This is a genomic window from Tenacibaculum litopenaei, from assembly GCF_964514025.1.
GTDB classification, from domain to species: Bacteria; Bacteroidota; Bacteroidia; order Flavobacteriales; family Flavobacteriaceae; genus Polaribacter; species Polaribacter litopenaei.
On record NZ_CAZEQT010000001.1, the window covers coordinates 252,802 to 266,315 of the forward strand.

A 13,514-nucleotide genomic window follows, 5' to 3' on the forward strand; every position below is an offset into this window, starting at 1 on the left:
CTCGGGTGAAACTTTTAGTTTCAGAACAATAAATGTAAATTTGCAGCCTTAAAATAACGGTCGTTCGTTTTTGTTTAGCCACAAAAACGAGTACACCAGTAAAAACACGAAAATGCAATACAATCACCAAGAAATAGAAAAAAAGTGGCAAGAGTATTGGGCGAGTAACCAAACTTTTAAAGCGAGTAATCAATCGGATAAACCTAAGTATTACGTGCTGGATATGTTTCCTTACCCTTCGGGTGCAGGATTACACGTTGGGCATCCATTAGGGTATATTGCGAGTGATATCTATGCGCGTTACAAACGCCATCAAGGATTTAATGTATTGCATCCACAAGGGTATGATAGCTTTGGTTTACCGGCGGAGCAGTATGCTATCCAGACAGGACAGCACCCTGCCATTACTACCGAAACCAATATTGCTACCTACCGCAGTCAGTTAGATAAAATAGGATTCTCTTTTGACTGGTCACGCGAAGTGCGTACGTCAAATCCGTCGTATTACAAATGGACACAGTGGATTTTTACCCAGTTGTTTAATTCGTGGTACAACAAAGCTACCGATAAAGCAGAGGCTATCGATACGTTGATTGCGTTGTTCGAAACTTCAGGAACTACTGAGGTGAACGCTGTTTGTGATGAAGATACTCCGTTGTTTACTGCTGAAGAATGGAAGCAGTTCGACGCGGCGAAGCAAAGTGAAATTCTCTTGCAATACCGATTGACCTTTTTGTCGGATACCGAGGTAAACTGGTGTCCTGAATTGGGAACCGTTTTAGCGAATGATGAAATTGTCAATGGTGTTTCTGAACGCGGAGGACATCCGGTAGTACGTAAAAAAATGACCCAGTGGTCGATGCGTATTACTGCTTATGCACAGCGCTTGTTAGACGGATTGGCGACAATTGATTGGCCACAGCCGTTAAAAGACAGTCAAACCAACTGGATTGGACGATCACAAGGAGCTATGGTGAGCTTTAAAGTTGCGGACCACGATGCCAATATCGACGTGTTTACAACGCGTCCTGATACGATTTACGGAGTGAGTTTTATGACGTTGGCTCCGGAGCACGAGTTAGTGGCAAAAATCACTACTGAGGAACAAAAAGAAGCTGTGGAGGCCTATATAGAAGCTACTGCAAAACGTTCTGAACGCGATCGATTGGCAGATGTAAAGACCATTTCAGGAGTGTTTACAGGAGGGTATGCAATCCATCCATTTACAGGAGAAAAAATTCAAATTTGGATTGGTGACTACGTGTTGGCAAGCTACGGTACAGGAGCTGTTATGGCAGTACCTTGTGGTGATCAGCGCGATTACGATTTTGCCAAGCACTTCGGATTGGAAATTCCAAATATTTTTGAAGGAGTAGATATCAGTGAAGAGGCATTTGCAGATAAAGAAAAAACAGTCATCGCAAATTCAGATTTCTTAAACGGATTGCCTTATAAGAAAGCGATGAAAACCGTAATTTACGAAATGGAGCAACGCGGTTTCGGTTACGGAAAAATAAATTACCGTTTGCGCGATGCGGTGTTTAGCCGTCAACGTTATTGGGGAGAACCTTTCCCAGTGTACTACAAAGAAGGGATGCCACAAATGATTGCCGCTGAGCATTTGCCAATCGTACTTCCGGAAGTAGAGAAGTATTTACCTACCGAAGATGGGAAACCACCGTTAGGAAATGCTGACGTTTGGGCTTGGGATACTACAGCGAATAAAGTGGTGGCGAACGCGTTGGTTGACAACGAAACTGTTTTCCCACTCGAGCTGAATACCATGCCAGGATGGGCGGGAAGCTCATGGTATTTTAACCGTTATATGGATGCTACCAATGACGGGGAATTCGTAAGTAAGGAGGCTGCGGATTACTGGCGTGAAGTAGATTTGTATATCGGAGGGTCAGAGCATGCTACCGGTCACTTATTGTACGCGCGTTTTTGGCAAAAGTTCTTATTCGACAGAGGATTTTTACCTGTAGATGAGTTTGCAAAGAAGTTGATTAACCAAGGGATGATTTTGGGAACTTCTGCGATTGTATACCGCGTATCTGGATCGAATACCTATGTGTCTGCAGGTCTAAAAGACCAGTATGAAACAGAAGAACTTCGCGTAGATGTAAAGTTGATCAATGCCTCTGATGAATTGGATACAGAAGCATTAAAGCAATGGCAACCTCAATTTGCCGATGCTGAGTTTGTTTTGGAAGACGGAAAGTACCTCGTAGGTCGCGAAGTAGAGAAAATGTCGAAACGCTGGTACAACGTTGTAAACCCAGATGATATTTGTGCCGAGTACGGAGCGGATAGTCTGCGTTTGTTCGAAATGTTCTTAGGACCTCTAGAGCAGTTTAAGCCTTGGAAGACTTCAGGAATTTCAGGAGTGTATTCGTTCTTGAAAAAATTGTGGAAGTTGTATATCGGTGAAGATGGCGTTAAGGTAACAGAGGCAGCTGCGACCAAAGACAACTTAAAAACGTTACACAAAACGATTAAAAAGGTACAGGAAGATATCGAAAACTTCTCATTCAATACCTCTGTGTCTACTTTTATGATTGCGGTGAACGAATTGACAGCGCAAGCTTGTACAAGCCGTGAAGTATTGGAGCCTTTGTTAGTATTGATTTCACCGTATGCGCCACATATTGCTGAAGAATTGTGGAGTCAGCTCGGGCACGATGCTTCTATTGCTACTGAAGCATTCCCTGTATTTGATGGAAAGCATTTGGTAGAGTCAGAAAAAGAATATCCAATTTCTTTCAATGGTAAAATGCGTTTTAAATTAAACTTGCCGTTGGATATGAGTAAAGAAGACATCGAGAAAACGGTGATGGCTCACGAAAAAACCCAACAACAATTACAAGGGCGTACCCCGAAAAAAGTAATTATTGTTCCAGGAAAGATTATCAATATCGTTGGCTAAGAAGCGCGATTTTTAAAAATGTATACAACCGATTAAACAGCTGTTTGATCGGTTTTTTTATGCCTTAATACGTAGGCTTATTAACACAGGTTAATTTAATAACAACTAAAAAATTCTTAATATTGTTCTTTTAAATTGATCTATGAACAAAGTATCCTTAAAGAATTCCTGGTTTTTTTTAATTATTCCTATTGGAATGGTGATTTTTGTTGCCTTCCCACAGTTTCGTGGTATGTATGACAACTATGTAAAAGACGAACAAACCTACCATGCACAAGTACGCGAGTTAGATTCGCTACAGCAAGTCCAAAACCCTTCGATGCGTGTGCGTAATACGATTTCGCGCTTGGAAACTGGATTGCCAATTAGGAAACGCGGATTGGACAAACGTAGGTATACAGGGTATAAGACAGGAGGTATGCTGGCGGTACTCGCAGTGATGTTTGTAGGTATGTTTGGATCGAGTTATTGGGTAAAGCGCAAAAAGTCGTCTTCTAAAAATCGACAAATTAGTTTTGATTTCGGCGATTTTACCAGTGATGCCATCGGACAGGGAATTTCTTGGGAGCCCGTTGCGAATTCAGGGAGTAATTTTATGAGTGAACACTTGAAAGAAACCCGATATGGATTTAAAATTAGTTCCAGTCCCTATATGAAGTTTATGGCTTGGGCCTTTTTCTTAGTAGGTCTGAATTACTTGGGTTGGAGCATCGTTGAGCACTATGAATTTTCTACTACTTCGTTAGGCTTTATGGAGCTCGGGAAGATGTTTTTTACTTCTGGAGGAGTTTTTATGCTCGTTGGAGGCTTTTTAATCGTTACGTTCGGTTCTAAAGCACATATACATCGCAACAGGCGATTGCTTATCGTAGATGGTATAAAGCTTAACTTTAGCGAATTATACGCCCTGCAAGTACTCGAAAAATTTGTTCAAGGAAACAAATCGGGTAGCTATTACAGCTATGAAGTGAATCTCGTGACGCGTGAAGGACAGCGTCATAACTTACTCAATCACGGTGATAAAATGTTTATTTTGAGTGATATGGTGAAAATAGCACAGGCTTTAAAGCTTCCTGTTTGGAATGCTGGAGTACAGTAAGAGACTGGTATATTTGTAACTTTTTCGTAATTTACACTCAGATAACCATAAAAATTCTCTGTGAACTTATTTTTTTGCAATAAAAATGCACCCCAAGTTTCGTATTACGCGAAGGTCGATGACATTCCTAAGCAGGTATTTAACGAGTTGGATTGCTGCAATCACTTGTATTTTAGTCCGGGCTACTTAAGCGCCTTAGAACTCAATCACGAGAATATTCAGTTTTCGTATATGGTGTTGTTAGACCAACACTCTAAAGCCATTGGGTTGGCAATTATTCAATTGGTAGATTTTTATTTGGACAGCGTGCAGGAAACCATGGAATCCCTGTTTCATTGGCTGCGGTGTATCGGTCGTAAGGCAGGGCTCTTATCACCTGAAAAACCTTTTAAAATCCTGACCTGTGGTAATACTTTTGTAAGCGGAGAACACGGAATTTACATCCGCCCAGACCAGGATAAAAAAAAGGTTATTAACCAAAGTGTTGCCGGCCTGTTACACTTCGTTGAAACGGTGCCCAATTTAAAAAGTGAAGTGGATGCCTTTATGGTAAAAGACTTTGCAGAAGAAACCTTGGCGAGTACAGACGATTTGGAAGATGAGGGCTTTTATTCGTTTCAGGTAGATCCGAATATGGTGATGACCTTGCGTCCCGACTGGCAAGATTTTGATGACTATCTAGCTGCCATGCGAACAAAGTTCCGAGTAAAAGCCAAAAAAGCATTGGAAAAGAGTGCAACACTGCGTGTAGAAGCGCTTACAGCGGCGCGTATGGAAGCATTGGAGCCGCAGTTAACCCAGTTGTACAAAAGTGTGGCATCGAATGCCAGTTTTAATTTAGGAGACTTCAGTTTGGGAGCCTATGTGCACTTGCTTAACAATTTGGGGGATCGCTATTTTGTAAACGCCTATTGGCAGGAATCGCAATTGGTAGGGTTTGCTTCGGGGATGATAACCGATGATTCTGTTGATGCGCATTTCGTAGGTATCGATTATGAGGTAAACAGAACCTATGCGGTGTATCAGCGCATGCTCTACGATTATATTTCGATGGCCATCGCGCACAAAGCTCGTTATTTGGTTTTGGGCAGAACGGCCAGTGAAATCAAGAGTTCCGTTGGAGCGGAACCCCGAGATATGACTATTTATTTACGACACAAAAAAACAATACCTAACAAAATACTAAGCTTATTTCTCCGGAAAATTGAGCCGACAGCCTTTGTGCAAAAACATCCGTTTAAGGCCGTTGTTCCGAAGAAATAACGACAAGACTCATGAGAAATACTGAAGAATTACTGAATTTACTAACCTTGGAAGCTGCCGGAGAAGGCAATTTTACAGGAGTTAGTAAGGACATTGGAAGTCCGAATGTGTTTGGAGGACAAGTGCTGGCACAATCGTTAAACGCCGCTTACCGAACGGCCCCAGAAGAGCGTAGCTTGCATTCGTTACACGCCTATTTTTTAGAGGCTGGACGCTTGGATATTCCGATAACCTACAACGTACAAACCATTCGCGATGGCGGAAGCTTTTCAACGAGGCGTGTTACCGCACATCAAGAGGATAAAACCATTTTTATTTTAGCCTGTTCTTTTCACAAACAGGAGGAAGGTTACGAACATCAAATGCCTATGAAACGGGAGCTAAAGCAGCCTGAAGAGCTGTTTAGCTGGACGGATATGCTGGATCAGTTTGGAGACTTTTTACCGCAAAAAATGAAAGATTTTTTGAGTATTGAGCGCCCCATAGATTTTAAACCAGTGCAGGTAGTAAATCCTTTTGATAAGGAAGATTTGCCACCGGTGGTTGATGTGTGGTTTAAGTTAAAGGAACCTGTTACCGATATTCCGCTTGCTATCAAGCAACAAGTACTGACCTATATTTCCGATTATAATATTTTAACGGCTTGTCTGTATCCAAATGCGAGTCAAGCCCATTTCGGAAATACTCAGATGGCCAGCTTGGACCATTCTATGTGGTTTTATCGCGATTTTGACTTTGACGATTGGATGCTCTTCTCTATCGAAAGTCCAAACTCATACGGGGCCAGAGGATTCGCTTGCGGTAATATTTACACGCGTACAGGAGAATTAGTGGCTTCGGTTGCTCAAGAGGGACTCATGCGCCCTATGCGAAAACAGTAAGGTACTAGTATTACAGCATATAAAACCAAAAAAAGCTCGGAATTTCCGAGCTTTTTTGGTTTCGTTGAGGTTTGTATTACTTAGCAGCCGCTGCTTTTACCAATACAATTTTTTCTTGTTGTTTTGCCACGATTTGCTTGTAGAATTCCTTAAGAGTTTCGTAGTACTCAGGACCAATGATACTCTTGTTGTTTTTATGCATAGCAATCAGCTTAATTTTGTTTCCTTGCTGGGTAACCTGGTACTTGAAAAGCCCCATTTTTTCTGGTAACCCAATAGCGAGTGGTTTTGGTAACTCAGCTACTGTATATCCTTCAGGAATACTAATTGACACCGTGAACTTATCTTCCCAAGGCATTACAAAGTCGATTGGATAGCTGCGCTCTTTCGCTTTAAATACGTTTTCTTTTCTCGCTAAAAAGACCATCGGATTGATATAGGCTTTGTCATTGATTACCTCTACAGCTTCGTCGATGTCAAACTTGATGGTATAAGTGATGTTTTTTCCTAGTTTTTTGAGGTTCGTAAGCTTGAAGTCTTCGATTTCGATACCGTATTTTTCTTCGATCTTTCCTATGATGTCTTCCTCTTTTTTGTTGTGGTTTACATTTCTGTAATACATTGCATAGTGATTGCTGAGTGACTTGCGCATCATTCCCTGAACGCTGTAATCGTCAGCAATTTTTAACTGTAACGTATAGGTTTCTTTTGAAGGACGTCGCGGTACCATAGCTACCCAATTAGAAGTTCCGTTAGGAGTAATTTCACGCCCGTTCCAGTTCAATGCACGTGCAGGTAATATATTCGGAGTTGAAAACTTGTCAGAAGCATCGAGTAGTACGTAGCTGTTTCCTAAATTCACTTTGGTAACCACGTAGTTGAACCCTTTACTGGTAGGGAACAAAGGCACACCATTGGCACGGGTACTTACCAATACTGGATTGGCATTAAGTCCTGCACTTCGCAACATCGCTGTCAAAATCAAATTGATTTCAGCTACGTTTCCTTTTCCATCAGCATAGGCGCGTTTCACACCTTCGTCAGTGAATTTCCCGAAGTATTCATTCCAAGTCATTTTTGATTGCACAAAATAGTAGATGCTGGCAATTTTTTCAGAATCGGTTTTTGCTTCGGCTACAATTTGCGCTAAGTCCTTTTTAAAGTAGCGCGTTTTTTCGAGTTGACCACCAAAATCCGCCGATTTGTAGATGCGTTTACAAATATCACCCCAGGTCACAGCAAAATCTCTAAAACGCGAATTCGGGAATCTCGTTCCTGCCAATTCAAATTGCATTCCTCCGCGGTAATTATTAATATTACCGACAAAAGGCTCGTTGTCTTTTAAAGCAGGAATATTGGTTTGTTTGTACTCCAAAATGTTTTTGTTAAACGAAACACTCTCCGTAGAAAATTGAGTAACCACAGTTGCTGCAGCGTGATTTCTGGTTTTCGTATTCCAACTGATGGTTCCTCTGGAAATAGATTTTACAGGATTGATGGTATAGTATCCTTTAGCGCGTTGGTTGAATAAAAAGTATTCAGGAACGGTTACTTTATAGTCTAATTGATCAACGGGGATACCGTATTGAAAGTTTAGGGTTTCGATAATCCAAAAAGGGCAAGTAATCGTGTATTTGAAATCGATTACGGAACCTTCTTTAATTTCAGGAAAGGTGATCTTTTTTTGACTGGCATATTTGCTAATTCTCTCTTCAAAAATGTCCTTTCTCGATACTTTGGTACGTTTTATTTTACCATCCACGAGGTTAAACGTATAGGCTTTTAGGTCCGTAACTTTTTCGCGGTCTCCTTTTTTAGGATCGCGGTAGCTAATGTGGCGTGTGGCGTAGTCAAAGCCTTCTTTGGTGTAAATTTTAATACGGCTGTGATATTCGGTAACGACGTTAAATCCGTCGTTGCGATTATAGTCAAAATAGGTGCGTCTCTTTTTAAAGAGATAGGCCGCATCTGCCGTGGAATCAAGGGCGTGCTGCGTTGCTTTAAGTTCCGCTTCCGAAACTTTTCCGAAGCTTATATCTTGACTCATAGCCGTGACAGATATAAACATACATACTAATAATGCTAGTTTTTTCATAATTTTTATGTTTAGTAGTTTTTCTTATTGTCTGATAAGTTCAATACGCATTCCGTCGTATTTAGCAATTGATTTTCTGAATTTTCTATAGGCTTTGTAGTCTTCTTTTGGGTACACTCCTTCGTTGATGGTCATTTCGCGGTGGTAGCGGAAATGCGTATCATCTATCTTTTCAAAATAGGCGGTGTAACGTCCAAAAGTACTTTCAAGGTTGATCTTCGCAGGAAGTGTCGTCATCTTATACCCTTCAGGTAAGGTGTAGGTATAGCTGTCCTTGTCAGTATAGCTCATCGATAATTTTAACGGACGCTTGCGTTTGCGGTAACGCTTAGGAACGTGCGAAAAGCGGTTAAATACATTGACGCGTACGAGGTAGTTTTCCGGACGTACCGTAGCAAATTCATCCAAGGTAACATCTATCGATTCCGTGAATTTAACGGCTTTCTTGTCATTGGTAAACTGTGTTTTAACAATTTCCAAGTTGTTGTTATAGTCCCAAATGCGTTCTTTGTAGTATTTGTCGAGCTCTTTTGATGTGAAACCTTCAATTTGATAACTGTTGTTGTACTGAACTCCTGTTGAACTGCGTTCAATATGAGCCGTAACATTTCCATTGGCTTTCAATGCTATGGTTGCCGTAGTTTCTTGCAAACTGTTGTCTTTGTAGCTAGGAGTCCTTTTAATGATTCCTCCTTCAGGGGTTACTACGAGAACATCACGGTCATCGGTGAAGTCTCCTAAAAATCCGAAAGGGATCTCCTGATTGGTGCATTCCAACCACAGTTCCTTATCTTTTAACGGAACGTTTAAAATCATGTGGTTTCCTTGCAATGAGGTGAAATCTTTGGTGATGTCACGTTTGTTTTTCGCGTATACGAGGGTGTGATATGACGGAATCCCAACAGCGTCTAACAGGGCTTTAGTGTAGTTAGACAGGCCTTTACAGTCACCGTAGCTCACCTTGTCTACTTCCATAGCGGCAATGGGTTCCCAGCCACCGATGTCGACTTGTACACTGATGTATCGCGTTTTATTTTGAACGTATTCGTAGATTTTTTTGACCTTCTCTTCGTCACTTTCAATTCCCTTAACGAGTTGTTTTACCTTGCTAATGGTTGCAGGACTTAACTGGTTTTTGTCGGTAAACAGATGCTGGTGCAACCACAAACCGAGTTCTTTCCAGTTTGTTGCGGTCCCAGCAACGCCTTTTAAGGCAAATTTATCCAAGGCTACCTGTAGTGTCGGAGTTGTTTTATGCAAGGCAACACTGGTGCGCTCGAACTTGATAGCAGGTTGATTTTTGATTTCGTATACCAAGACCTCAGGAGTAGCTGATGCTTGAACGTCAAAACCTTTGAAGTTCGATTCTTTTTTGCGATAAGGTACTGAGGTAGGATTTAGCAGTCGATAGGTACTTTTCTGTACAGAAACACTGTATCCTTCTATAGGATTCCAACTCGGAATAAAGGCCGTCGTTGAATTTTCGTAGGTAGTTTCAAAAACTACGGTATACGGATATGAGGTTGGCGTGTATTCTAAGAACTTAATTTTGGCGTCGCTGTACAAAGAAACATCGTCAACAGCACTTACATCGTTAAAGTCACTTTCAGCATAGCGTTTGATACGCTTTCCGAGATTGTCGTAGATCGTCGCACTTAGGTTGCGAATTTTTGTGTCGTTGTTGTAATGTTGGTACGCGTGTACCCATTTACGACCGAGCTTGTTGAGTACCGTAACCACGCGTTTTTCCGTTACTTTTAAGCGGTCAAAAGAGGTGACTTCAATGGTCGTTTCAGACAGTTTAATGACGGCATTTGCATTTTCTTTTAACTCAGGACTGATGAGTAAACCTGAATATTCTAATGGATTTTGTGCAAATGAGGTCATGCTAACACATACAATAGCAATTTGTACTAGCGTTTTTAGTTTATTCATGCAATTTCAATAATATTCTTCGCAAAATTAAAAAAAATGTTGAAGGATATAAAGAAAAATTATGAAATCTATAGCACTTTTTGATGGTTTTGTAAAAAGCTATCTGTTTGGGCTTGAATGAGTTTTCTAGCCATCTGTTGTTTTTGTTGATAGATGGCTTCTTCTTCTTGTAAATCGCGGTATACTTTGTTGTTTAATTCCGTATCCGTAGCCAGTAAGACACTGCGTTGGTGTTCTTGTTGTAAAATCCAGTTTTTTAGGATGTCTTCTCGGTTCTGGTACTTGAGGTCGTATTCACTTTTAGCACTGATGAGTTTCGCAAAAATAGGGGCTGTTTCAATGGCTAAAAAGAGTAAGAAAATAAAGAATGACGGCAGCCAGGGCAATTTGTTAAGTGCGTTGATGCGAGCCATAAACCCTCCGAAATTATCGATGATGGGTTGACTGTTGGTCACTGAATTTTTTTCTTGCTGTTGCAACTGGAGCACGGCGGCTTCTTTGGTGGCAATTTTTGCTTGATTTTCTTTTTTTAAGGCCGCCAAATCGGCAAGCGCTTGATCGTGTTTCGCTCTTTTTTCTTTGTATACCGGGCCCTTTCCTACCTTTTTAGTTCCCTTGCGTCCTTCTGCTTCTGAAATATAGGTTTCATAGAGGTTGTTTACTTCTGTTTCCTTTGCTGTAATTTCTTCTTTTAGGCGCTCGATTTCCGTTTGAAGTGCAGTTCGTTGCGGAGTGAATTGCTGCGCAATTTGCTGCTGATTGTTAAGTGTCATCTCGTTTTTTTCTTCGAGTAGGACCTGTTGAATTTCTTTGTCGAAAATTTTTAATTCCAAAGGTTTTGAGATCACCATGGCAATGATGAGAGCCAAAATTAATCGGGGTAAGGCCTGCAGAAACTCACTTTTAAAGGATTCTTTTTTGCGCATGGTCGACACGATAAAACGGTCGAGGTTAAAAATGAGCAACCCCCAGACTAGTCCAAAAAATACTGCAATGAGCACCTGGTCAAATACGGTATACAAGGCATAGCTAGCCGCAATGGCGGCCATGACTGCAGTAAAAAATACGGTAGCGCCGATACCGACGTATTTGTTTTGTTCACCGTGTGAACATTCGTTGAGCAAGGGAATATCGGCCCCAGAACAAAGGAGGAAAAAACGTTTTAGCATACTCTAATAACGAATGAAAAGTTGATTTGTTACAAAAAAGCCCCTGATTCAGAGGCTTTTTAGTGTTAAAGTTTTTACCAGCACTAGGAGCCCGTTCTTGGGTTAGTGTCTTGGTTTTTAGTCTGCTGCTTGCAGCGGCTTGCGAAAATTTACTGTTTGCTTTCGATCACAATGGGTTTTTCGCTAATGTGCACACTTTGTTTTCCGTTTTTCTTTAGCACGCGAATATTGAGAGCGTTGTTTTTTTGTAAGAGTTGTAAGGCTTTTTTATGGCTTACAGGCTTACCGTTATAGGTATAGCTCACCTCTTTGTTGTTCATCTTTTTTACAAACTCTAAAGGAGACGGTGGTGGTACTGCTTCGCACTCTTTGGTGTGTGGTGGAGGCGGAGGAGGTAACAGCTCCTTAATAGCAACCGGATATATACCTTTGCGGTTTTTAATGTGCTTGCGGTAGTACTTTTCCGTAGCTAAGTTAAACTGGTAGGGTTGAGGGAAGCGTTTGCTACGAGCGTTTTTATGCACCATACTCCCTGAATGATACGCAAAATCCGTGTTTTTATAGCGGTTGAGGATTTTGTTGCTAACAGGTTTTCCATCAATCCAAATTGCATAGGTTTTACTGTCTTTCAATTTGTTTATAAGTGCCTTTGAAGGAACTTTACGGGCGGTAATACGCGGTGGCGGTGGCGGTAATTTTGCCTTTTCTGCCTCCGTAAGATCTTCGAATTTCTTTACGATTTTAGTACCGTCTTTGCGTTGGTACGTAATGGTCATTTGTGACTGTGCTGCCGGAGCATTGGGCTTAGGAGCTTTTACTATAACTTTTTCATAGCTGGGCTCTTCTTGAGCTTGAACACGTTCGGCAAACAGGTATACAAATGCGCCAAGTAATGGAAGTACTGCTAGTTTTTTGAGCAGTATCGTCGTGGTTGATCGTTTTGAAGTCATCATAACTAATCGTTTTTTTGTTAATGAATAATTAAAATTACTGGCCAAGTAATGAGCGCTGTTCAGCGTGAGTTTTTCTAAGAGTAAATGTTGGTATCCAACGAGGTTGCTGTGCTGTTGCAGCACCTTGTCGTCGGCTAAAAATTCGTGGTTTAGTTGCATCTGTTTTTTGACTAGGTAAAACAACGGATGGAACCAAAATACGAGGAGCAAGCATTCTATAATCAAGATGTCTACAGAGTGTTTTTGACGGGCATGCGTGAGCTCATGGGTCAATAACTCCGGGGCAATGCTGCTGTCGGTGTATTCTTTTTTACTGATAAAGATATAGTTCAAAAAAGTATGCGGACTCAAATGCTCTTCCGTCAATACCAGGGTTGCCGATTCCAAATGCAAGCGTTTTGACGTCCATATGCGTTTGGCAATTCCGTATAGATTGCGCACTAAACGGACGGTAAGCACCGCTGTCACTGCCAGGTAAAGTACCCACAGTACCTGCCCGTAATCGAATCCAGGCTCAGGAGTTACTTGCTCGGCAATAACAATATTATCCGTGATAGCTTGCTCGTAGATCAATGTTTCGGTGAGTGCTGGTGTGCTTATGGTTAGTAGTGGGATGAGAAAGGAAAGAAAGATACTTCCCAGCAAGAAAAAACGCTTAAACTGATGCATTTTTTCTCGTTGTAACCACAGTAGGTAAAAGCCTAAACACAAGGCCAAGCACAGCGACGATTTGAGGAGGTAAAGCATCATTTTTTCTGTTCTTTAATTTGGTTGTCAATGAGCTTTTTTAAATCTTCTAATTCGTCGATAGAAAGATCTGTTGAGGCAGTAAAAAACGAAGCAAATTGGGAAGCTGAATTGTTAAAGAAGTTCTTAATCAATCCGTTCACGTGCTTTGAAAAGTAATCTGATTTTTTTACTAGCGGATAGTACTCCCTCGCTTTGCCGTGGAGTTCATAGCCAATAAACCCTTTGTCGTGCATCCTCTTTAATAAGGTAGCCACCGTAGTGGTTGCCGGCTTGGGGTCTGGAAAGGCTTGAAGCAGGTCTTTCATAAAGGCCTTTTCAAGTTTCCATAAATGTTGCATTACTTGCTCTTCTGTTTTTGATAACTGCATGCTTTTTTCAATTTTGTACTCTACAAATGTAGAAATAAAAAATGTATTCTACAAATGTAGAGATGAAAAAATGCA

Annotated in this window: 9 protein-coding genes; 4 read left to right on the forward strand and 5 right to left on the reverse strand. The window is 41.1% G+C overall.

Annotated elements, in window-relative coordinates:
- Positions 1 to 112: 112 nt before the first annotated feature.
- The 4 genes from leuS (at position 113) to ACKTS5_RS01060 (ending at position 6,169) form a co-directional block, all read left to right on the forward strand.
- Complete coding sequence (leuS, locus tag ACKTS5_RS01045) at positions 113 to 2,926, forward strand: leucine--tRNA ligase (protein ID WP_408041969.1); 2,814 nt, start codon at positions 113 to 115, stop codon at positions 2,924 to 2,926.
- A gap of 142 nt (positions 2,927 to 3,068) precedes the next feature.
- The gene (locus tag ACKTS5_RS01050) at positions 3,069 to 4,025 is read left to right on the forward strand and encodes a hypothetical protein (protein WP_408041970.1); all 957 of its coding nucleotides are present in this window, start codon (positions 3,069 to 3,071) and stop codon (positions 4,023 to 4,025) included.
- 60 nt (positions 4,026 to 4,085) lie between these two features.
- On the forward strand, positions 4,086 to 5,288 hold the full coding sequence (locus ACKTS5_RS01055; protein WP_408041971.1) for a GNAT family N-acetyltransferase: 1,203 nt from the start codon (positions 4,086 to 4,088) through the stop codon (positions 5,286 to 5,288).
- 11 nt (positions 5,289 to 5,299) lie between these two features.
- Positions 5,300 to 6,169, forward strand: coding sequence for an acyl-CoA thioesterase (locus ACKTS5_RS01060; RefSeq protein WP_408041972.1), 870 nt, complete (start codon positions 5,300 to 5,302; stop codon positions 6,167 to 6,169).
- 76 nt (positions 6,170 to 6,245) lie between these two features.
- On the opposite strand, the gene ACKTS5_RS01065 is transcribed toward ACKTS5_RS01060, so the two are convergent.
- From ACKTS5_RS01065 to ACKTS5_RS01085, 5 genes are all read right to left on the reverse strand, one after another.
- On the reverse strand, positions 6,246 to 8,264 hold the full coding sequence (locus tag ACKTS5_RS01065; RefSeq protein WP_408041973.1) for a DUF3857 and transglutaminase domain-containing protein: 2,019 nt from the start codon (positions 8,262 to 8,264) through the stop codon (positions 6,246 to 6,248).
- 24 nt (positions 8,265 to 8,288) lie between these two features.
- Positions 8,289 to 10,199: a DUF3857 domain-containing protein gene (locus ACKTS5_RS01070; RefSeq protein ID WP_408041974.1), complete on the reverse strand. Its 1,911-nt coding sequence runs from the start codon at positions 10,197 to 10,199 to the stop codon at positions 8,289 to 8,291.
- A gap of 68 nt (positions 10,200 to 10,267) precedes the next feature.
- A complete protein-coding gene (locus ACKTS5_RS01075; RefSeq protein ID WP_408041975.1) occupies positions 10,268 to 11,368 on the reverse strand; it encodes a DUF4407 domain-containing protein in 1,101 nt (366 codons plus the stop codon).
- A 149-nt stretch (positions 11,369 to 11,517) separates the two neighbouring features.
- Positions 11,518 to 13,071, reverse strand: coding sequence for a M56 family metallopeptidase (locus ACKTS5_RS01080; RefSeq protein WP_408041976.1), 1,554 nt, complete (start codon positions 13,069 to 13,071; stop codon positions 11,518 to 11,520).
- Positions 13,068 to 13,439 (reverse strand): BlaI/MecI/CopY family transcriptional regulator, encoded by a 372-nt coding sequence (locus tag ACKTS5_RS01085; RefSeq protein ID WP_408041977.1) that lies wholly within the window; start codon positions 13,437 to 13,439, stop codon positions 13,068 to 13,070. Before ACKTS5_RS01085 ends, ACKTS5_RS01080 begins: the two co-directional genes overlap by 4 nt.
- Positions 13,440 to 13,514 lie beyond the last annotated feature (75 nt).

What these genes read in the sequence shown, in the direction of transcription:
- leuS (WP_408041969.1), top strand. Translation starts at nt 113, where the DNA reads ATGCAATACAATCACCAAGAAATAGAAAAAAAGTGGCAAGAGTATTGG.
- ACKTS5_RS01050 (WP_408041970.1), top strand. Translation starts at nt 3,069, where the DNA reads ATGAACAAAGTATCCTTAAAGAATTCCTGGTTTTTTTTAATTATTCCT.
- ACKTS5_RS01060 (WP_408041972.1), top strand. Translation starts at nt 5,300, where the DNA reads ATGAGAAATACTGAAGAATTACTGAATTTACTAACCTTGGAAGCTGCC.
- ACKTS5_RS01065 (WP_408041973.1), bottom strand. Translation starts at nt 8,264, where the DNA reads ATGAAAAAACTAGCATTATTAGTATGTATGTTTATATCTGTCACGGCT.
- ACKTS5_RS01070 (WP_408041974.1), bottom strand. Translation starts at nt 10,199, where the DNA reads ATGAATAAACTAAAAACGCTAGTACAAATTGCTATTGTATGTGTTAGC.
- ACKTS5_RS01075 (WP_408041975.1), bottom strand. Translation starts at nt 11,368, where the DNA reads ATGCTAAAACGTTTTTTCCTCCTTTGTTCTGGGGCCGATATTCCCTTG.
- ACKTS5_RS01080 (WP_408041976.1), bottom strand. Translation starts at nt 13,071, where the DNA reads ATGATGCTTTACCTCCTCAAATCGTCGCTGTGCTTGGCCTTGTGTTTA.
- ACKTS5_RS01085 (WP_408041977.1), bottom strand. Translation starts at nt 13,439, where the DNA reads ATGCAGTTATCAAAAACAGAAGAGCAAGTAATGCAACATTTATGGAAA.